We start from the raw sequence: 20495 nt of genomic DNA, 5'->3' as shown, positions 1-20495 counted from the left end.
GCGGCGAGATGATCGCCCTCCAGCACGTGGCCTATCTCATATAGTGAAGGGTTGAGCTCCCTCGGGGGCAAGTCCGCCACCCCGCGCATGCTCCAGCAGGCTGGACTCATGTCCTCCACGACTCGCATCACCGTTACCCTCCCCAGCGATCAGGTGGCGGAGCTCCGCAAGCTCACGGACAACGTCTCCGGCTACGTGGCAGAAGCCGTAGCCCGCCAGATCCGGCACCAGCTCCTGGGGGACGACCTCCGTCGGCATGAGGAAGAGCACGGCTCCCTCAGCGACGTGGAGATCGCCGAGGCGCGTGCGAAGATCGTCGGCTCCACCGGCGCGGACGCCGCGTGAGCGAGTCGCGTCGAAACTGTCGGCCTGGACTCGGAAGGGCTCTCGGCCTGGATCGTCGCGCCGCCCGCCCTCCTGCCCCATCCGTGCCCAGCCGAGCGGGCAGCAGCGGTCAGGAACAGCCTCCAGAGACCATGGCGACCCCGACTTCCTCGCAGGAAAGCGCAGTTCAGTGCCTTCCATACGACCCAAGCACCGCTGATTCCCAAGCCCAGAGCGCGAGTTCGATTCTCGTCACCTGCTCCACGACTGAGGCCCAGGTCATCGACCCGGGCCTTGTTGGTTGTCCGGACTCGTCTACATGCTCTGTCCTGACCGGAACTGGGCGAGGACATCTTTGACCGGCAACCGGCACGTCGCACTGGCCCTTGTCCTGCTCCCAGAAAGCGAGCACCTGAGCCGTAGCCTCCGCCGTCTCCGGAGGCGGGTCAGCCGCGCGGAGCGTATCGGCGACTTCTGCCGTCTCGGGCGCCCAGCGCCGGGCCCGGCTTGGCACCCTCGGTACGCACTCCGGACCGGAGAGGATCCCGCAGATCAGGACCTCGGCTTCGGCTGTAGTTGATTCCCGACTCAGCGGGCGTCGGCGAGCGCGTGCCCCGGGCTGTCCAGTGATTGTCGATCATGAAGGTCCGCCCGTCTGGAGCCGAGGCGTGTCCGGGTAGCGGGCCCGTGTGACTCGCCCGGTCCGGTGTTGTCGGCCACCCGGTGGAGCTGCACGAGAATGTTGGCGCCATCACGGTTGATGGCGCCCGGCCCCAGGGCTCTCCGAGGAGGAAGCTCTCGACGCTGCCGCCGGTCGGCTTTCGGCTTTCCCTGAGGGCGCCGACGCTGTCACGCTCGCGGTCCCGACTGCCATGGCCGGAGCCGCGGCACAGAGAGTCGCGGCAGCCGACGTTTTCCAGCTGCGGGTGGCTGTGGCACGGGTGACGGCGCGTGAGGTCTGCGCTCATGCAGGCGCCAACGGTCCGTCATAGTTCCGTCCGGGTGATTCGGACGGCGAGTACCGCCACGTCGTCCCGTTGCGGGATGTCCGCCAGGCCCTCGGAGAGGGCTTCCAGGAGGAGGGGCAGGGGTTTGTCGCGGTGGCGGGCGAGCACGGCAGTCGCGCGGGCGGTGCCGACGTCGATGTCCGCGTCGCGGCGTTCGACCAGGCCGTCGGTGTAGAGGAGGAGCACGCTGCCCGGGGGGAGGTCGCGCGTGTGGTCGTGGCGGGGCGGGTCGTCCTCCGACGTGCCGATGAGGAGCAGATCGTGGTCGCCCAGGGGCAAGACACCCTCTTCCGGGGTGTGCAGCAGCGGCGGCGGGTGTCCGGCGTTGGACCACGTCAGCCGCCACTGACCGTCGTGGAGGTCGAGGCGGGCGTGGACCGCTGTGGCACCCAGCCCCAGGGGCAGGGTGCCGATGGCCCGGTCGATCGCGTCGAGGGCGGCGGAGGGAGAGTGGGCCGGGTCATCGAGGCTCGCCTGTCGGAGCATGCTGCGGATCTGGCCCATCACTGTGGCGGCCTGGACGTCGTGCCCGATGACATCGCCGATCGAGACCATCAGGGCGGGCCGGGTCGCGGGCGGCACCGTCGGAAGTGGATACGCGTCGTACCAGTCGCCGCCGACCATGTCCTGGTCGGCGGCCGGCAGGTACAGGGCCGCCATGTCCAGGCCCGGTACGTCCGGCAGCTCGGTGAGCATCGCGGCCTGCAGCTGCTCCGCGGTGCTCAGCCGGTTGGCCACGAAACGGGTACGCTCCACCGCCTGGCTCACGTACCCCGCCACCGTGGTGAGAACGGCCTCCTCCGTCGGCGCCAGCACATGGGGGCGGGACCAGCACCACGTCAGGACGCCGCGCCGGTCCGGCAGCGGAACGCACATCACGGACTCGAGACCCAGCGAGTCGTACCCGGCTACGGCCTCGGGCCCGAAGCCGCGCAGGAGCGTGGGACGGTCCGCTACGAAGACGGCGCGTTGCTCGCGCATGGCCAGGGCGCTGGGGAAGGAGGCATCCCACTCCAGATGGTCGATGGCGCTTTCCACCGGCCGTACGTCCTCCGGGTCGATCACGCGCCACAGCTTTCCGCCGTTTGCCAGGAGCAGGCCCACGAACGTGGGCTCGGCCGGCCCCTGGAACAGGTGGCGCAGGCGCCGGGTCAGATCCGTGAGATCGCGGGCGTGGGCGAGCTCGATGGCCGCGCGCAGAAGGAGGCCGGCGTGGTCGCGGTCCCGCTGGATCAACTCCGAGGCGATCCTCAGCCTCAGCTCCATCGAGCAGGCCGCGGTCAGATCCTCAAGATCGCGCAGCTCGTCCGCCGTCCACTCGCGAGGCTCGTGATCGATGGCGCAGAGCGATCCGAGGACATGCCCGTCCGCGTCGGTGAGCGGCATACCGGCGTACGCGACCACCCGGAGGTCGGGGATGGCGAGGCTGTCGCAGGTGCGGGGAGACGACCGGGTGTCGCTGAGGATCAGCGGCTTGCCGTCCGCGACGACGTGCTGGCAGAAGGAGTGGCTCAAGGGGGTTTCGCGCCGGGCCGCCCAGACCCCGGACAACCCGACCATCCCGGGAAACACCTGCCGGTCGGCCTCCAGCAGCGAGACCAGGGACACCGGAACGCGCAGAACGCGCGTGACCAACCGGGCGAAGCGGTCCATGCCGGGGTCGGCCGCCGCGGTCAGCCCCGCCAGCCGCAGCGCCTCCAGCCTTCCAGGGCCCTTCATCCTGCGACCTCCGTCGACCTGGCAGGGGAAGGCGTGACCTCTATCGAGCACATTATCCGAATATAAGAGGAAAAAACCATGATGTCCCAGCTAGGTGCGGTGCCGAGACTCCGACGCACGGGACCACCACCGAGCACACCCCCGGCAGGGCCCGCCGCACCGCTGCCCTCATGCCCCATCCGTGCCCAGCACAGCGGACAGCAGCGGTCAGATACGGCTCCCAGAGACCAGGGCAAGCCAAGCTTCCTGACGAGAAAGCGCAGGTCAGATCCATTCCAGCGGTCCAAACACCGCTGATTCCCAAGCTCAGAGCGCGAGTTCGATTCTCGTCACCCGCTCCACGACTAAGGCCCAGGTCATCGACCCGGGCCTTGTTTGTTGCCTGGATCTGTCTAGGTGTCGCGCACCAGATCCGTGCCGTGTAGCACGCGACCCGGACGGGCCACGGCGGCGATGTCCGGCAGCCGCCTTCCGCCGAGCCTCCCCCGCAGCCGCCTTGCGGAGAGTACGGGCCCCGCCGCCATGTCGCCGCGCACCTCGTCGTCACGTAGCGAGAACTAGGCGCTGGGCGTCCGCGGTCTCACCTCGCAGCTGCCCATTCGTTCATACACGCCGACGGTGACCGATCTTGGGTGACGCGGCGCGAGAATGAGATCGTGTTCGCGTCTGCATTCAGTGAACGCAGCTCTGCACGGGGGGACTTCGCACTGTGGCTGTAACCGTGCCCGATTGGGCCGACACCATGCTTGACCTGATCGGGATCAACTGGCCAAACGTCGACGAAGACGCGTACCGGGACATGGCCGACGCTCTCAGGGAGTTCGCCGACGATGTCGAGGACGATGGTCACCTTGCCAACCAGCACGTGCAACGTCTGCTGTCCTCCGGCAGCGGTGAAGCCCTCGACGCGCTCAACGGTCACTGGGGCAAGGTCAAGAACAAGCATGTGAAGGACCTGGCCAGTGGCGCTCGCACCATCGCCGGCGCCCTGGACAACGCGGCAACGGCGATCGAAGCCATGAAGTACGCGGCAATCGTCCACCTGGGCGTTCTCGCCGGCAAGGCCGGCGTCTCCATGGCGCTGATACCAGTGACCGGCGGGCTATCCATGCTCATCGGCGGGGCGGCCATCGCGGTCGCACAGCAGGCCATCCGCCGGATCATCAAGGAGTGCATGGAGGAGGTCGTCGGATACATCGTCTCCGCCCTGACCGAGCCGGCCGTCGCCGCACTAGAGAACATGGCCGCGGACCTCGCCGTACAGGTCGGAGCCAACGCGCTCGGCCTCCAGGACGGCGTCGACATGAACCAGGTCGGCCAGTCGGGCAAGGAAGGCTTCAACGAAGGAGTGGCGGGGGTCAAGGATTCCCTCCAGCTCGCCTCGGCCGACGGCCCCGGCCCCGCGCCCGGCAAGGGCGTCCACATCGAGCACGCGGAACACACCCGCGCCGGCACCAAGCTCAACCTGGTCAGCGTCGAGGTTCACGGCAAAACCGCGGGGAAGTTGTCCAAGGCCAAGGCGCATCATGGACGAAGCCGGGGCAAAGACGATATCGCCGGCGCCCTGGACCCCGTGATCGACAAGGCCATGAAGGCGCTCGGTAAGGCCAACGAAGCCCTGGGCGACCATTTCGGAAAGACGCTCCCCAAAGCCGTCAAGGAGATCTCCGAGAACCAGAAGAAGATCGAACTGGACATCAAGGAGATGATGTCCAAGGGCGTGAAGGTGCAGAAGGGCGACAAGGAAGACGGCCCGCGCCCCGATGCGCCCCGGAACTCCGCCCGCACCAAGGCTGACGCGCTGAAGAACGCCAAGGACGAGCCGCGCCGTAACGCGATCTCCTTGGAGAAGAAGACCTGCGAGAACGACCCGGTGGACGTCGCCACCGGCGAGATGACCCTCCCGCAGACCGATCTGGCCCTTCCCGGAGTCCTTCCTCTGGTCCTTCGCCGGACCCATCTCTCCGGCTATCGCTACGGCCAGTGGTTCGGGCGCAGCTGGGCCTCCACGCTGGACGAGAGAATCGAGTTGGACCCCCTCGGCGGAGGCGCGGTGTGGTCCCGGGAGGACGGTTCGCTCCTCGTCTATCCGCGGTTGCCCCTGCCCGAGGACGACAACGGGGTAGTCCCCGTGGAAGGCCCCCGGCTGCCCCTGCGGCACGGAGGCCAGGGCAACAGCGAAACCACCTATCTCGTCACGGATCCTCGTTCGGGTCTGACGCGTTCCTTCCGCGGTGGCCCGTACAACGCGTCTCCCGCCTACTGGCTTCGGGAGATCGAGGACCGCAACCTCAACCGGATCGGCTTCGCGCGCCTCGGGGACGGCAGTCCGACCGCCGTCGTCCACTCCGGGGGCTACCGGGTCACCCTGGCCGTCGAGGACTCCCGCGTACGTGAGCTGTCCCTGCGTACGCCGGACGGTCCCGTCACGGTCGTACGCTACGGCTACAACACTCTCGGCAACCTCGACGCCGTCATCAACTCGTCCGGTCTGCCTCTGCGTTTCACATACGACCCGGACGACCGGATCACCTCGTGGACCGACCGTAACGACTCCACGTTCCGCTATGTGTACGACGATGCCGGCCGCGTGGTCCGCACGGTCGGCCCGGACGGCCATCTGTCGTCCACGTTCGCCTACGACGTCCATCCGGGCACAGGCGACCGCGTCACCCGGTACACGAACTCCCTCGGTGCGACCAAGGTCCACCAGTTCAACGACCGGCTCCAGGCCGTCGCGGAGATCGATGCGCTGGGCGGCGTCACCCACCGCAGCTTCGACCGGTACGACCGGCTGCTGTCCCGGACAGACCCTCTCGGGCGTACCACCACGTACACCTATGACGATCGCGGAAACCCGGTCCGGGTCGAGCACCCCGACGGCACCGTCGCCCGGGTCGAGTACAACGAGCTGAACCAGTTGGCCTTCGTCACCGGCTCCGACGGCGGGACTTCTCGGCAGGAGTACGACGACCGGGGCAACCCGACGCTCTTCACCCGCCCGGACGGGTCCACCACCCGGCTCACCCACGGCCCGCAGGGTCAGCTCCTCGGAGTCGACGACTCCCTGGGCGCGCTGGACCGGCTGCGCTGTGACGCGGCCGGTCTGCCGCTGGCGATGCGCGGGCCGTTCGGTACGGTCACCCGCTACGTCCGGGACGCGTTCGGACGCCCGGTGCGCATCACCGACCCGCAAGGCCGCACCACCGAGCTGGAGTGGACTGTCGAGGGCAAGCTCGCCCGCCGGACGGATCCCGACGGCTCGCAGCAGTCGTGGACGTACGACAGCGAGGGCAACTGCCTTGCGCACACCGACGCGGCGGGCGGCGAGACCCGCTTCGAGTACACCCACTTCGATCTGGTCTCCGCCCGCACCACACCGGGCGGCGCACGCCAGGAGTTCACCCACGACACCGAGCTGCGCCTGACCCGGGTCACCAACCCTCAGGGTCTGACCTGGACCTACACGTACGACGCGGCAGGCCGTACCAGCGCGGAGACCGACTACGACGGCCGCACCCTCCGCTACTCCCACGACACCTGCGGCCAACTCCTCTCCCGGACGAACGGACTGGGTCGGACGGTCCGCTACGAACGCGACCTCGCGGGCCGGGTCACCGCCAAGGACGCCGACGGGGACGTCACGCGCTTCGCCTACGACATCCACGGTCGCCTCGCCTCCGCGACGGGGCCGGACACCGGCCTGTTCTTCGTCCGCGACAGCTCGGGCAGGGTCCTCCGGGAGGTGTGCGACGGCCGCGAACTGGTCAACACCTACGACGAGACCGGGCGACGCACCCGTCGTGTCACCCCGTCCGGTGCGGTCAGCTCCTGGTCCTACCCGGCCGGTCGCACCGCCGAGCTGACCGCATCCGGCCACCGGCTGGGCTTCCATTTCGACGAGACGGGTCGCGAGACCGGCCGCCGGATCGGTGACTCGCTGACCCTCGATCTCGCGTACGACCGCGCGGGGCGCCTGATCGACCAGCGCGTCCGGACGACTGGTGACCGGGTCCTCCAGCGCCGCACGTACACGTACCGCCCCGGCGGCCGCCTCGCTTCGGCCGAAGAGCTGACCGGAGGACGCAAGCGGCTGGAGATGTCCCGTGACGGCCGGGTCACCGGCATCACGGCGGAGAACTGGTCGGAGCGGTACACGTACGACGAGGCCGGGAACCAGACCAGTGCCTCCTGGCCCGGTGCGGGCGACGCCTCCGGGCCGCGTGAGTACGCCGGAACGCGCCTCACCCGTGCGGGCCGCGTCCGGTACGAACACGACACTCAGGGCCGGGTGATCCTGCGCCAGAGGGCCCGCCTCTCCCGCAAGCCCGAGACCTGGCGCTACGGCTGGGACGCGGAGGACCGCCTCGTCTCGGTCACCACACCGGACGGTACGCGCTGGCGCTACCTCTACGACGCCCTGGGACGGCGCTCGGCCAAGCAGCGCCTGGCCGAGGACGGGGCGACGGTGGTCGAGGAGGTGACCTTCACCTGGGACGGCGACACCCTCTGCGAACAGACCACGTCCATCACGGGCTCCCAGGATTCCGTCTCCCTCACCTGGGACCACGACGGCGTGAGGCCGGTGACCCAGGTGGAGCGCCGGCTCGTGGACCGGACGGAAGTCGACGGCCGCTTCTTCGCGATCATCACCGACCTCATCGGCACACCTCGTGAACTGGTCGACGAACAGGGCGAGGTGGCGTGGCGCACCCGTTCCGCCCTGTGGGGAACCACGTCATGGAACCGTGACGCCGACGCCTACACCCCCCTGCGCTTCCCCGGCCAGTACTTCGACCCCGAATCAGGCCTTCACTACAACCGCCACCGCCACTACGACCCCGAGTCGGGCCGCTACCTCTCCCCCGACCCACTCGGTCTGATCCCCGCCCCGAACGCGGTCACCTACGTCGACGACCCCACGCGGTGGATCGACCCGCTGGGGCTTGCGGGGTGCCCGCACCGGAGCGGGGAGCACACGCACAGCGTGGTGCTGGGCGTCAACCGTCCTGGTGGACATTCCAATAGCCTTGCCGAGCACCTACGCAATAATAATGACCCCGGCGCGCACACATACAATGACAGCACATACGGCGATGAGGAGCCTGGCGGCCCTGTGTGGATGACCAACGTCGCCGCCGCCGTGAACGATCGAGGGACAACACTGTCCATAACCTTGGACGGAATGCCGAATCGAGCCGGAGAAACTGGGAACTGGAATACGCCGGAAACTATCATCGAGGCTTTCAGGGTAGCCGTGGAGCGCGGTGACAATTTCGGCCTGGGGAACAGGGATCGATGGCCCGACGCAGGTAACGGAACCGCATGGGAGATGAGCGTGGTTGCCCGCGCGGTTCGGGCCTACGAGACAGACGTGGCCGATGGGTACGCCAACCCGGACGGACGCCCGTGGGAAGAGATTGCCTGGTATTCAGGCAACAAGAAAATCGACATCAACGATAAACCAGATATCATGGAACTGAATCCCGAGTACCTCAGACTCAAGAGAGAACAGGCGAATGGCAGCTGAGATTGATGCCGACATCCCCGGTTCGGTCACAAAGGAGTGGCAAAGCGTCCTGTCTGAATCATCCGGCGTGATCGATCCGAACCTTTCACGGGCGGCCCATGCGGACCCTAAACTGCGTTCACTTTTTCCGCTCATCAGTCACGGATCTCTTCAGTTCAGTCGCTGCACACGGTACCCATGGTCGCGAGACGTACCCTCCCTCTTCAGACGACGTGACGGGCGCTTCTCCGTCATTCGCCTGTGGGAGACGGGTGAGTCCGGCCTCCGTGAGGTGGGCGTGGCGGACACGGCGTCGGAGGCGGTCGCGCTCCTTTCCGCAAACCTGCCCGAAGACTGGGGACCTGCGATCGAGGGGACGGCCGACGATCTGTAGCACCGGTCTCCACAGGGGGCGGGCACCCGTTCGGCCCGGACGACCTGTCAGACCTGGACAACCCCCCGCTACGTGAAGAGGCCGAGCACATCAGAGGCGCGTGCAGCCAGGTGCCTCGTGAGGCTGCCGTGGCCTAAAGTCGTCCATGCCGGAGCATGCGTCGGCATACGTCAGGACAGGGACCAGAGACCGAGCCAGCAGTTGCATACTCCAGCATGCTTGGACTCATGTCCCTAACGACCCGCATCACCGTCACGCTCCCCAGCGATCAGGTGGCGGAGCTGCGCAAGCTCACGGACAACGTCTCCGGCTACGTGGCGGAAGCCGTAGCCCGGCAGATTCGGCGCCAGCTTCTCGGCGATGACCTTCGCCGTCACGAGGAGGAGCACGGACCCTTCGGCGACGAGGAACTCGCCGAGGCGCGCGGGAAGATCGTGGGCTCCGCCGGCACCTCCACAGGCACGGACGCCGCGTGAGCGAGCGCGTCGAAACCGGCGTCCTGGGCTCCGAAGGGCTCTTCGCCTGGATCGCGCAGGACCCAGGACGCGTCGCGCTGTCGGCCCCTCGTGCCCCATCCGTGTCCAGCGGAGCGCACAGCACGGCGGTCATGTTCGGCGCCGGAGACCATGTCGGCCTCGGGCGTTCTCCCTCGCGAACCCCGAAGGGCCCCACCGGGAGCGGTGGGGCCCTTCGGCGGCGCGGTGGGCCGGGCGGGGTGGGTCAGCGGGTGAAGTACAGGTACTTCCAGGGGCCGTACGTCGTGGAGTTCACGCTGTCGCCGGACGATCCGTTGACGTACACCGATCGCATGCGCGCCTTGATCCCGGACGTGCCCGGCGCCTCCAGGCGTACGGCCGACTTTCCGTTCGTGCCGAGCGGGAAGTACTCCGAGCCGGCGGAGTGCCACTTTCCGCCCGCGTGGACCTGGAGGTCGAGGCGCTGCTTGCGCCCCTTGACGTAGGACATGGTCGTCGTGAGCAGCGGATCGGTGTTCCGGTGGAACCAGTGGTACGACGTCGAGCCGAGCTTGGCCTTCTTGTAGTGCTTGGAGACGGCGGTGGAGACCTTGACCCGCGCGTACGCCGTGGACTTCGCCGTCCGGGGAGCCGTGCGGGTGTCGCCCTTGAAGACCGCGGTGACGTCGGTGTCCCGCGTCATGTCCACCGTCGCGGAGATGTTGCCGCTGGAGTTGACCTTCCCGGTCTTCAGCAGTCTGTTGGGCTTGTCGCCGCCGAAGGGGTTCGCCCAGATCTCGACCGTGCGGTTCTTGTACGTCGGGCCGAGGTGCGCGGTGAAGGAGACGTCGGTTCCGTAGTCGTGGACGCCGCCGTTCTTGTTCAGGGTCAGCGTCGGCGTCGCGTGGGGGACCGTGACCCTGTCGGACGCGCTGACCGGCATGTGCGCGGCGTCGCCCGCGTAGGCCGCCTTGTACGTGACCGTGCCGCCGGCCTGCGGCGTGTCCGTGAAGGTGTACGAGCCGTCCGCCCTCACCGTGACAGCGGGCAGCGCCTTGCCCTGGGAGCTCTCCAGGTCGGTACGGGTGACCTGCAGTCGCGCGCCGCTCGGCAGCGGCACCGTCGCCGACAGCCTCCCGGTCACGGTGATCGGCTTGCCGCGCGTGGCGGTCGACGGCGCGTTCACCGTCAGGCTCGGGACGTTCAGCGTCGGGTCGGTGAGCGCCTTGAGGACGTAGCCGCCGGGCGAGCTCACCAGCGCGAAGATCCGGGAGGCGTCCGGGGCCCAGGCGAGGGCGGAGGTGTAACCGGCGTACGTGCGGATCGGCCGGCTCTGGCCGGGCCCGAAGACCGCCACGTTCGCGCCGCTGATCTGGGCGATCAGACCGTTCGGAGCGATGTCCGCGCGCTCCCCGGCCAGGTAGGCGCCGGCGGCGGTGAACGTCCCGTCCGCGTATCCGTGCCGGTCCGTGCCGTCGACCAGCACCTGCGGGGTACCGGGCACGAGGTCGATGTCGCTGACGTACCGCAGCGGGTAGCCGCCGTCGTGCCAGGCCGCCACCTGGGGCGTGGCACCGGAGACGTCGAGGACGGCCATCAGGTTCTTGGCCGTGTCGTGGAAGTCGGTCGCGCCGATCGCCAGCAGTCCCGGGGCGGACGGGTCGGTGTCGAGGAACGCCCCGCCCCCGACTCCGGAATCCCGGGGGAGCTGTCCGAGCGTCGTCGGGGCCGTCCCGCCCGCCGGGTCCGCCGCAGGGTCCGCCGCCGGGTCGATCGAGCCCAGGTCGCCGTGGCCGTCCGCCGGGTCCTCGTAGGTGAACCACGCCTTGCCGCCCGCGAATTCGACGTACAGCGGGCCGATGCCGGTGGCCACCGGGTAGCGGGCCTTGATGTCGAGGGTGGCCGTGTCGATGGCCACGATCTCGTGGCTGCGCCGCGCCGTCGCGTACAGGGTGGCGCGGTCGTCGGAGAGCGCCAGGTCGAAGATCCCCTCGATACCGCTCACCGAGTCGAGGACCTTGCCGTTGTAGTCGGCGGCGATGATCCGGTCCTTCGCGTCGTCGCCGACGAACACCCGCTGTCCGACGCCGTCGACGACGATGCCGGCGGGCGAGCCGACGGTCGCGGTGGCCGCCGACGCGGGGCCGGCCGCGACGACGCTCAGTACCGTCGAGCTGAAGAGGACCGCGAGCGCTGTCGCGGTCGAGATGCTGTGCGTCCGCACCGTGTTTTACCCCCACGGGACAACCGGTGGATCACCGGTGATCGATGGCGCCGCGCGGCGTCCGGTCGTGACCGTGGAGTTCGGTGACGAGCGGGGCGCGGCCGCTGCCGGGCAGCGTATGACAGGAAAGTGACAAGCGTGACGTGCTCGTGCGTGAACCCCCGTTCAGGCGTGAGGGGTTCGTCATCGCCCTGCTCCTCTCGGCGTCGGTCCGGCCGTTCGTCGTGGCCGGGGCGGGGTGAGGGGGCCGAAGCGGTCTCCGGCCCCCTCCCTCGCGTACCGCCGCCGGTCAGAGCCAGGAGTTCCAGATGCCGTGCGCCGTCGACCGTGTCGCGGCTTCGGCGCCCGAGGCGTCGAGGTGTACGACGCGGTAGTAGTACAGGGCGAACAGGTCCTCGTGCACCGTCATGTCCATGTAGGACGTGGCGTCGCCCGCCGTGCCTTCCGTCAGGGTGGCGTAGGAGGCGGTGAGGGGGTCCCAGCGCTCCACGCGGTAGCTCGCGAACCGGGAGCAGTCGCCGAGCCCGGAGGACGCGGAGCAGCCGACGTGCAGAGTCGGGTACTGCCCCTGTCGGACGTCGGTCTGCGTCCAGCCCGGCGGCCGGGTGTCGGGCAGGGTGACGGAGACCTCGGTGGTGTGGAGGGCGTCGAGCGGGATGGCGTCGTGCGGGAGGCGGTCGTCCGTGGCCGCCACCTTGTAGGTGTGGACGGCACCGTCGGCGACGGTCGGGCAGAGCCTCTCCGTCTCGGCCATGGAGTCGCCGGACCAGCAGTTCTCCTTCCAGACCGTCTCACCGCTGTCCGGATCGGTGACGCCCTGCCACACGTGGTAGGAGCGGACGTCGGTGTCCGCCGGCGGAGTCCAGGTCAGCCGGACGCCGAGCGGTACGCGTTCCGCCGTCAGGTTCCCGACCGGGCCGGGGCGCTCGGTGTCCGGGGTGGTCGCCGTGGCGGGCGGGCCGGGCTGTGACGCCTTCCCGTACCGGTCGGTCGTCACGACGCGGTACTCGTACGTCGTCTCCGACTCTCCCCGGACGTCCCAGCATCGGCCGTTGACCTGCTTGCGGGCGGCCAGCGGGGCGTCGTCGTCGGCCCAGGTCCAGTACGTGTCCGGGTCGGTCAACGGCTGGTCCACCGAGGTGAACGGCTTGCACCGGTCCACGACGGCGGTCTCGCCGGTCGCGGTGTCGGTCCGGAGGATCTTGTACGTGGGAAGGGTCCGCTCGTCGACGGTCCACGGGTCGACGCTGCTCCAGGCGACCATCACGCCCTCGCCGTCGCTCCGGGCGGTGGTCTTGAACGCGGCGATCGACTCCGGCCGGTCGGCCATGTTCAGCGTGATCTCCACCGGGGCGGCGGCGTTGCCCCGGGCGTCCACGGAGCGCACCGCGTACCGGTAGCTGTCGGCGACGGCCGCCGTCTGGCGCGGCGCCACATCGGTCCGGTCCCCGGGACTCCCCGCCGGGCGGGCGTCGAGGTAGCCGCCGGTCGCCGGGTCGTACTGGAGGACCTGGTACGACGCGGCGTCGGCGACGGGCGACCACATCAGATGCGGTACGCCCGACCGGTACTCGGCGCGGAGCCCGGTGACGGGGGCGGGCGGGGTCAGGTCGAAGGTGGTGAACGTGGTGGCGGCGGAGTACGCCGACCAGTTCCCGGCGGCGTCCCGGGCGCGGCCCCGGTAGGTGACCTTGCTGCCGTCGGACCGGTAGCCGGTGTCGCAGATCGCGCCCCCCGTACCGGAGTGGACGGTGATCCAGCGGTTCGTGGCGGCGTCCAGCCGCTGCATCCCGTACCGGACGATGTCGGCGGCGTTCTGCGCGGTGGTGACCAGCTCCGGCGCCGCGTACGGCATGCCGTCCGGGCAGGAGTCCAACTCCAGGAAAGGAGCGGCGGGCGGGGTCTTGTCGACGGTGGTGACGAGCTGGTCGGCGCTGCCGCCGGAGACGTTGCCCGCCTTGTCGACGGCCCGCACCTCGTAGTAGTAGCCCGCGCCGGTCCTGGGCAGCGCGCTGTCGGTGTACGAGGTGGCGGTCACCGTCGCGAGCGGCTTGCTTCCGTACGGGGCGCCCTTCAGCCGGCGGTAGACCCGGTAGTTCGCCAGGTCCGCCTCCGCGTTCCTACTCCAGGTGAGCCTGGCCGCGCCGGTGGTGGCGTTGTACGAGACGGCCGCGCCGGTGGGGGCGAGGGGCTTGACCCTGTCGTGGGCGGCGGAGGTGCGCGGTGTGTAGGCGAACCTGACGTTCGCGGAGCCCGTCCAGTTGACGTAGTCGACGCGGAGCGTGTGCTTGCCCTTGGGGATCGTCACGTTGACGGTCTTCTTGACGGTGGAGGAGCCGTTCTTCCAGACGTCGATCCTGCGGACGCCGTCGAGGTAGACGCGTACGCCGTCCTGTGCGGAGGCCGAGAACGTGAAGGGGCCTCCGGAGCCGAAGTCGCGGGTCACCGACCAGCGCACGCCGAAGTGGTTGGACGGCAGTCCGGAGGCGGGTGCGCGCGTGCCCCAGTTCTGGTCGATCGCGGCATCGCAGTCCGTCTTCTTCGGCTTACCCGAGAACGTCGTGTTCGCGAAGAACTGCCGCTTGAACACGGGGGAGGCGCAGTTCGCCGCCGCGGAGACGGGCGCGGCGGTGGCGTAGAGCAGTCCGCCTGCCGTGGCCAGGACCAGGGCGGAGGCGGTCATGCGTCTGGCAGGGTTCATCAAGTCCTTCAGTTCTGTTCCACGACCGATGTCGATCACCAGGGGTCGCCGAACAAGACTGATGATCGGTTCGGTTGGTTGTACGGCTTCCGGCCGCTGTCGCGCGGGGACGGCCGTGCGGGTGGCGGTAGCGGTGATGGCGGCGGTCCTGGACGGTACTCGCGGCGGCGCGGTGCGGCGGCCGGCCTCACCTTTGTTGACCGATCGTTCTCGAATGACCTAGGGTCGCCGACGTGGCCAGGACCAAGGAATTCGATCCGGACGCCGCGCTGCAGGCAGCCCTGGAGCTGTTCTGGCAGCGCGGTTACGAAGCGACGTCGATGGCCGATCTCGTCGAGCACCTGGGGATCGGCCGCGCCAGCATCTACGCCACCTTCGGCAACAAGCACGAGCTGTACCTGAAGGCCATGGACCGGTACACCGAGGGACACGACCCGGTCCTCGTCGCCGAGTTGGCGCAGCCGGGGCCCGCCCTGCCCGCCGTACGGGCGGTGGTGCGGCGCTTCGCCGACGAGGCCGCCTCTCCCGAATCCCGGCTGAACGGCTGCCTCGTCACCAACACCGCGGCCGAGCTGGGCCCGCATGATCCAGCGGCAGCACGTCGGGTCGAGATCAGCTGGGAGCGGCTGGAGACGCCGTTGCTCTCCGCACTCGTACGGGCCCAGGCGCAGGGCGAGTTGCCGGGGGACCGCGACCCACGGGCGCTGGCCCGCATGCTGCTCGTCCTGCTGCAGGGCGTACGGATCGTCGGGAAGGTGTCCAGCGATCCCGCCCGGGTCCGCGACGCGGCCGAGCAGGCGCTGGCCCTGCTGGACTGACGTCAGGAGCGCGCCCGGTCGCTGGCGATGCCGAGCCCGCGCGCCTGGGGACCCCTACCCGAATAATGGACCGATCGATCAAATATGGGGAGGGTGCCGGTACGGAGGGGCCGCCGGCGTCGTCGGGGTGCGGCCCGCTGAGGGCCGCGCCACCGCGCCGCCGCGCCGATCTCCGTACGCCCCTCGCTCCGCCGGCCGCTGATGCGCGACCGACCGCTGCCCGCCGACCGTCTTCGCCCACCTCGTCACCCTTCCGCACCGAAGCGCCGAGCAGGCGCTCAACCAGAGGAGTTGTCGCAATGAACCGCTTCACCGGCAGGACCGCGCTCGTCACGGGCGCAGGCTCCGGTCTCGGCCGCGCCATCGCGCTCGCCTTCGCGGCCGAGGGCGCGTCCGTGGTCGTCGCGGGCCGCACCCCGGCGCCCCTGGACGAGACGGTCGCCCTCATCGAGGCGGCCGGGGGCACCGCCGCCGCCGTGACGGTCGACGTCACGGACTCCGGCCGGCTCCGCGACCTCGTGCACGAGACCGTCTCCCGGTTCGGCGGGCTGGACATCGCGGTCAACAACGCCGGGATACTCCGGGGGGCCGCCCCCGTGGGCGAGGTGAGCGAGGCGGACTGGGACGCGGTGCTGCGGACCAACGTCACCGGGGTCTGGCTGGCCATGAAGCACGAGATCGCGCACATGAAGGAGAACGGCGGCGGGGCCATCGTCAACATCTCCTCCAACCTCGGCGCGCACCTCCGGATCCCGAACGCCGCCGCGTACATCACCTCGAAGGCCGCGGTCTCCGCGCTGACCCGCGCCGCCGCTCTCGACCACATCCACCAGGGCGTCCGCATCAACGCGGTCAGTCCGGGAGCCTCCGCCGCCCCCATGTCCCTGCTGCCTGGCGAGACCGAGGGCGACCGGGCGGAGCGGATGAAGTCGGAGAACCCGCTCGGCCGCGTCGCGGAGGCCGAGGAGGTGGCGGCCGCGGTGCTGTACCTCGCCTCGTCCGCGGCGGGCTCGGTGGTCGGCGCCGACCTGGTGATCGACAGCGGGTCGTCGGCCTGACGGCCGGTCTCCGCTGCGCCCCGGCCGGTGGACGGACACGTTCACGAGAGGCGTCACCGGGAAGATACCTGCGCCGGCGAGCCCAGAATTCAACGACCTGCACGGGAAGAGTTTCTGCGTCCGCATGCCCGGAAAAAATCTCGGCACACATAATCTGCCGCAGCGTGCTACTGTCACACTCAGTTGCAGTTTTGGTACCCGAAAACTCCAGGCGCTCCGGAACGGTTTCACCCCGTAAAAGGCGCTTTGCATTACCGGTCATTTCCGGGCAGGGCATCATCGCGGCGACACGGGATCCGTAGAGTGCGAATTCCGGTGTACTGCCCAAAGGAGATTGACATGACTACTGGCACCGTGAAGTGGTTCAACTCGGAAAAGGGCTTCGGCTTCATCGAGCAGGACGGTGGCGGCGCTGACGTGTTCGCCCACTTCTCGAACATCGCCGCCCAGGGGTTCCGCGAGCTGCAGGAGGGCCAGAAGGTGTCCTTCGAGATCGCTCAGGGCCAGAAGGGCCCGACGGCCGAGAACATCGTTCCCGCCTGACGCTGACGCGCCTGTGCAGTTGGGGCCCGCATCCCTCGGGGTGCGGGCCCCAACTGCTTGCTTTCACCCGGCGATGAAGCACGAGACACGTCGGCAAGGTGCGCAGACGGATGCGAATAAATCCTTCGGCGCGCCGAATTCTTCTCGCAGACCACACCCGCTCCAGATCACGGCGGCACGGATTCCAGTAATGCCGTGCCTGCATTCCACTCGGCCCGTTCCTGCGATCCCGCGCGCTGCTGCGCGGCTGTGGTATTTCTCGATGCGTTCCGTGCGTGTTGAGGAAGGTTCAGCATGAACGCCTCACGTACGGACATCCGCTCCCCCCGTGTCGCTTCTCGCAACGACAGCCACGGGCACGAACCCGCCGCAGGCTCGACGCGCGGCGGCCGCTTCGGTTCGGCCGCCCCTGGCCGCTCCGCGTCCGCTGGCGGTCCGGGTGGTCTACAGCCAGCGTCTGCGGGGGGAGAGTCCGCCCTGCCCGAGAGGATCATCCCGGCGCTGCCCGCGGTCGGGTCGTTCGACAGCTTCGACCTGCCGAGGAGCCCGTCGGCCGCGTCCCGCCCAAGATGTCACCACGCCGTTCCCGAAGCCGGGGGCGACAACGCCGGATTCCCCGGCGGGCAGGGACGCCCTCGGTCGCGGCCGGACCGGCTCGGGCAGAACGCTCGCTTTCGGTCGGGGGCCGTCCACCCGCGCCGTCCTGACCACACGTGATCAGGACGTCGGCCCAACTCCCCAGGAGACACGTTGTGACATCTGTCCAGCACCAGCACGTTCCTTACGGCACCACGCTCGTCCTCACAGCGGCATTCGACGCCGCGGACGCGGCGGGGCCACAGGTCTACGACGACATGACCGTCGAGGTCGCACTGTCCGTCATGGTCAGCGCCAGAACCCGGCATCTGACGGTCTGCGACAACGACGCTTTGCGCATCGGCCTGGTCACCCGCGCCGAGCTCACCGCCGTCCGGGACGGCTCCCGCTACTCGGACCGTCTCCAGTTGCGCGACGTCCTCAACCGCCGCAGGCCATACGCCACGCCCGCCGTTCCACCAGAGGACACGGGGCACCGCACGCGCGACGCCTACTCCGCCCCGGTCGAGAGGGCCGGCCCCCGGGGGGCCCTGGCCTGAGCACGCTGAACCGTCTCCCGCAGAGCCATCCCCTTGTTCCTCTCTCCCTGTGAGGCATCATGCGCTGTGTCATCGCCCGTTTCCCCTTCGAGCTCACCAAGAGCGGCGTGCTGGATTCCATGAAGGGCGTCAAGCCAGAGCAGATCGTCGGCGACTCCGTGACCGTCGGACGCCGCACTTACCCCGTCAAGCAGGTCGGTGAGGTCGTCACTCGCCAGGACCGCCGCGACTTCAGCACCGCCGAAGTGCTCCGGGCGATGGACAAGCTCGGCTTCACCTGCCGCAGCGTCCCCCGCGCCGCCGCGCCCGCACCGGCCCTGAGTCCCTTGCAGCACGCCTCCGCGATGCTCGGCAGCCCCGCGTCCGCCTGACCGACCGGAAGGCTGCTCACCGTCCCGCCGAGGGGAGACGAACCGCTCCTGAACAAGCGAAGAGGGCGCGAGGCGAAGTCCCGGGCACATGTCAAGGAACGAGCGGTCCGTGATGCCCTGTTCCAGCTCGTCGGCGGCCTGGAGTACGCGTGGGGAGACACCCCCGCGCCACTCAAGGACCCCTTCGCCTCCTAGGGGAACCCCGAGGGAGGGATTACGGCGACAGGACGCCGAGGGCCGGCAGGGGCGGGCCGTGTCACCCGGGTAGTCGCCCACGGCCTCGCCCGCCGGCCACCACCATCCGCTGCGTCGACCAGCCAACACCGGCAGATGGCAACCGGCCGCCGCGTTGTGCGCGCGGGTCACCCGCCGTTCTGTACGCGGGCGTCGCCTGTGACCACCGGCCGGTCGCCGGGGAGGCCCCACTCGCTCCACGAGCCGTCGTACACGGCGAGGTCGTCGTAACCGGCCAGGGTCGCCCCCAGCGCGAGAACGCAGGCGGTGACCCCGGAGCCACAGCTGAAGTACAGCCGCTCGCGGCCCTCGGCCGCCGCCTCGAACGCCGTACGCAGCTCGCGGGCCGGCCGCATGGCGCCGCCGTCGCGTTGCAGCTCCCCGAAGGGGAGGCCGGCGGCGCCCGGCATGTGGCCGCCGCGCAGCCCCGGACGCGGCTCGGGCGCGGTTCCGGCGTACCGCCCCGCGCTGCGTGCGTCCAGGACGGCCGCGGCCGGGTCGGCGAGGGCGGCGGCGACCGTGTCCGCGTCCACGATCAGCCCCGGGCGGGGCCGGGCCGTGAAGGTGCCGGGCAGGCCGTCGTACGCGGCGGGCGACCGCTCGACCGGGTGGCCCGCGGCGATCCAGGCGGGCAGGCCGCCGTCGAGGACGGCGACCCGGTCGAAGCCCATCGCGCGCAGCATCCACCAGGCGCGGGCGCTGGAGTAGACGCCCTGGGCGTCGTAGACGACCACCGTGTCGGTGTCGTGCACGCCGAGCGCGCGCAGCGCCTCGGTGAACCGCCGCGCGTCGGGCATGGTGTGCGGCACGGCGGAGGTGTGGTCGGACAGTTCCCCGTCGAGGTCGAAGGGCCGGGCTCCGGGGATGCGGACGCCCCCGCCGCGGTGGGCGCCGACGGAGGCGTCGAAGAGGACCGTGCCGTCCCCGATCCGGGCGGCCAGCCGGTCGGCCCCGATGAGGGGTCCGGACACCTCGCCGGCTGCGTCGCCGGGGTGCGTCATCGCGCTCATGCCCTGCCTCCGAGGGAATCCGAGGGGATCGGCGGGCCGTCGCCGAGGCCCGGTGGAACGTCTGCCGGTGCTCCACCACGGGCCAATCCCCCTGGTGGCGCAGTGCCTTGTACGTGTCGCTCGACGTGTGCACCGTACGCGGGAAGTCGGTCGCGGTGTGCGTCCGGCGCCCCTAGGATCCCCCGGTGGACGACCTCGGACTGATCACCGCACGCGTGCGGACGCACCTCGTACCGGCGGTGCTGGCGCTCGCCCATCCGCCCTGGCAGCACGACGTATGGCTCGATCCGGCCACCTTCGAGAACCTGGACCACATCTTCCACGTTCTGTACGACGACTTCTGCGACGCCGACCATCCGGAGCGGTACCTCGGCATCGGCCTGCGCACCGAGGAGGAGGTCGCGTTGATGCGGCAGCTCGGCCGCGCGATCGCGGCCGTCGAGGCGGAGGTTCCGGAGGAGACCGACGCGGCGTACCTGCGCGCCGCGGGCTGGCCGAAGGTCGTGGCGGCCGCCGGCCGGCTCGCCCGGGTCATGGTGGACGAGGATCTGGCGGAACTCCTCGCGCTGCATGAGGCCCGCGCGGGCGACACCTCTCCGTAAGGGGCGAAAATGGCCCGAATCCGACGGGCCGGGCCGCGCGGTCCGGCAGGGTGAGCCCCATGCTGTACTGCGAACGCCACGAGATGCACAACTGCGCGGACTGCGCCCCGCCCGCCTCCCGCGTCGGCGCACCCGCCGACGGCTGGAGCGACTGGCCGCCGGCCTCGATCATCATCCACTCCAGCGGCCTGGCCCACCTCCCCGGCTGCCAGCACATCATCCCGTCCGACATCCGGCCGCCCGTCTACGGCTGGGTGCCCGCCCCGTCCTCCGGGGCGTGGCGCCGGCTCGCACCCTCCCTTCCGCTCCGGGCCACCGAGGGCAACACCGGCCGTACGGCCGTGAGCCGTTGCAAGAGCTGCGACGCGACGCAGTAGGGGGTGACGGGCC

16 protein-coding genes are annotated in these 20495 nt (G+C 69.8%); 11 read left to right on the top strand and 5 right to left on the bottom strand.

Features of this window, described 5'->3' with window-relative positions; translation table 11 throughout:
• Positions 1-108: 108 nt before the first annotated feature.
• Positions 109-345, top strand: coding sequence for a type II toxin-antitoxin system CcdA family antitoxin (locus IF19_RS0112845; protein ID WP_030277684.1), 237 nt, complete (start codon positions 109-111; stop codon positions 343-345).
• A gap of 166 nt (positions 346-511) precedes the next feature.
• On the opposite strand, the gene IF19_RS1000000138205 is transcribed toward IF19_RS0112845, so the two are convergent.
• Positions 512-838 (bottom strand): DUF1932 domain-containing protein, encoded by a 327-nt coding sequence (locus tag IF19_RS1000000138205; RefSeq protein ID WP_234313222.1) that lies wholly within the window; start codon positions 836-838, stop codon positions 512-514.
• A 472-nt stretch (positions 839-1310) separates the two neighbouring features.
• A complete protein-coding gene (locus IF19_RS0112840) occupies positions 1311-3050 on the bottom strand; it encodes a GAF domain-containing SpoIIE family protein phosphatase (RefSeq protein ID WP_030277682.1) in 1740 nt (579 codons plus the stop codon).
• A 721-nt stretch (positions 3051-3771) separates the two neighbouring features.
• Here IF19_RS0112840 and IF19_RS0112835 point away from each other — a divergent pair.
• The 3 genes from IF19_RS0112835 to IF19_RS0112830 all read left to right on the top strand — a co-directional run bounded on the left by IF19_RS0112835 (position 3772) and on the right by IF19_RS0112830 (position 9429).
• Positions 3772-8580, top strand: a complete 4809-nt coding sequence (locus IF19_RS0112835; RefSeq protein WP_234313221.1) for an RHS repeat-associated core domain-containing protein — start codon at positions 3772-3774, stop codon at positions 8578-8580.
• Positions 8570-8953: a DUF6193 family natural product biosynthesis protein gene (locus tag IF19_RS1000000138200; RefSeq protein WP_063835885.1), complete on the top strand. Its 384-nt coding sequence runs from the start codon at positions 8570-8572 to the stop codon at positions 8951-8953. The genes IF19_RS0112835 and IF19_RS1000000138200 overlap by 11 nt, the downstream gene beginning before the upstream one ends.
• 227 nt (positions 8954-9180) lie before the next feature.
• Positions 9181-9429, top strand: coding sequence for a type II toxin-antitoxin system CcdA family antitoxin (locus tag IF19_RS0112830; protein WP_030277681.1), 249 nt, complete (start codon positions 9181-9183; stop codon positions 9427-9429).
• A gap of 244 nt (positions 9430-9673) precedes the next feature.
• Here IF19_RS0112830 and IF19_RS0112825 read toward each other — a convergent pair whose 3' ends face one another.
• Positions 9674-11632, bottom strand: coding sequence for a YncE family protein (locus IF19_RS0112825; protein WP_030277680.1), 1959 nt, complete (start codon positions 11630-11632; stop codon positions 9674-9676).
• Between the two features lie 289 nt (positions 11633-11921).
• On the bottom strand, positions 11922-14333 hold the full coding sequence (locus tag IF19_RS0112815) for a PA14 domain-containing protein (RefSeq protein WP_030116025.1): 2412 nt from the start codon (positions 14331-14333) through the stop codon (positions 11922-11924).
• A 233-nt stretch (positions 14334-14566) separates the two neighbouring features.
• Between IF19_RS0112815 and IF19_RS0112810 the strand changes: the two genes are divergently transcribed.
• The 5 genes from IF19_RS0112810 to IF19_RS0112790 all read left to right on the top strand — a co-directional run bounded on the left by IF19_RS0112810 (position 14567) and on the right by IF19_RS0112790 (position 18259).
• Entirely contained in the window at positions 14567-15151 is a 585-nt protein-coding gene (locus IF19_RS0112810; RefSeq protein ID WP_030121639.1) for a TetR/AcrR family transcriptional regulator, read from the top strand.
• Between the two features lie 299 nt (positions 15152-15450).
• Positions 15451-16209, top strand: coding sequence for an SDR family NAD(P)-dependent oxidoreductase (locus IF19_RS0112805; protein WP_030116023.1), 759 nt, complete (start codon positions 15451-15453; stop codon positions 16207-16209).
• 339 nt (positions 16210-16548) lie between these two features.
• Positions 16549-16752 carry a cold-shock protein gene (locus IF19_RS0112800; RefSeq protein ID WP_030116022.1) on the top strand — a complete coding sequence of 68 codons (204 nt, stop codon included), beginning with the start codon at positions 16549-16551 and terminating at the stop codon, positions 16750-16752.
• A 752-nt stretch (positions 16753-17504) separates the two neighbouring features.
• Positions 17505-17888 carry a CBS domain-containing protein gene (locus tag IF19_RS1000000138190; RefSeq protein WP_418952749.1) on the top strand — a complete coding sequence of 128 codons (384 nt, stop codon included), beginning with the start codon at positions 17505-17507 and terminating at the stop codon, positions 17886-17888.
• A gap of 59 nt (positions 17889-17947) precedes the next feature.
• A complete protein-coding gene (locus IF19_RS0112790) occupies positions 17948-18259 on the top strand; it encodes an SCO5918 family protein (protein ID WP_030116020.1) in 312 nt (103 codons plus the stop codon).
• A 362-nt stretch (positions 18260-18621) separates the two neighbouring features.
• On the opposite strand, the gene IF19_RS0112785 is transcribed toward IF19_RS0112790, so the two are convergent.
• The gene (locus IF19_RS0112785) at positions 18622-19494 is read right to left on the bottom strand and encodes a sulfurtransferase (RefSeq protein WP_106973611.1); all 873 of its coding nucleotides are present in this window, start codon (positions 19492-19494) and stop codon (positions 18622-18624) included.
• Positions 19495-19688: 194 nt separating this feature from the next.
• Here IF19_RS0112785 and IF19_RS0112780 point away from each other — a divergent pair, with 194 nt between their 5' ends.
• Together IF19_RS0112780 and IF19_RS01000000134680 are read left to right on the top strand one after the other, a co-directional pair.
• A complete protein-coding gene (locus IF19_RS0112780; protein WP_030116018.1) occupies positions 19689-20105 on the top strand; it encodes an SCO4402 family protein in 417 nt (138 codons plus the stop codon).
• A 59-nt stretch (positions 20106-20164) separates the two neighbouring features.
• Positions 20165-20482 carry a hypothetical protein gene (locus IF19_RS01000000134680; RefSeq protein ID WP_050493888.1) on the top strand — a complete coding sequence of 106 codons (318 nt, stop codon included), beginning with the start codon at positions 20165-20167 and terminating at the stop codon, positions 20480-20482.
• Positions 20483-20495: the final 13 nt, after the last annotated feature.

The organism is Streptomyces californicus, from assembly GCF_000717645.1.
Classification (GTDB): domain Bacteria; phylum Actinomycetota; class Actinomycetes; order Streptomycetales; family Streptomycetaceae; genus Streptomyces; species Streptomyces californicus.
The sequence above is the reverse complement of the archived record's forward strand: the minus strand, read 5'-3'. Positions and strand labels throughout refer to the sequence as shown.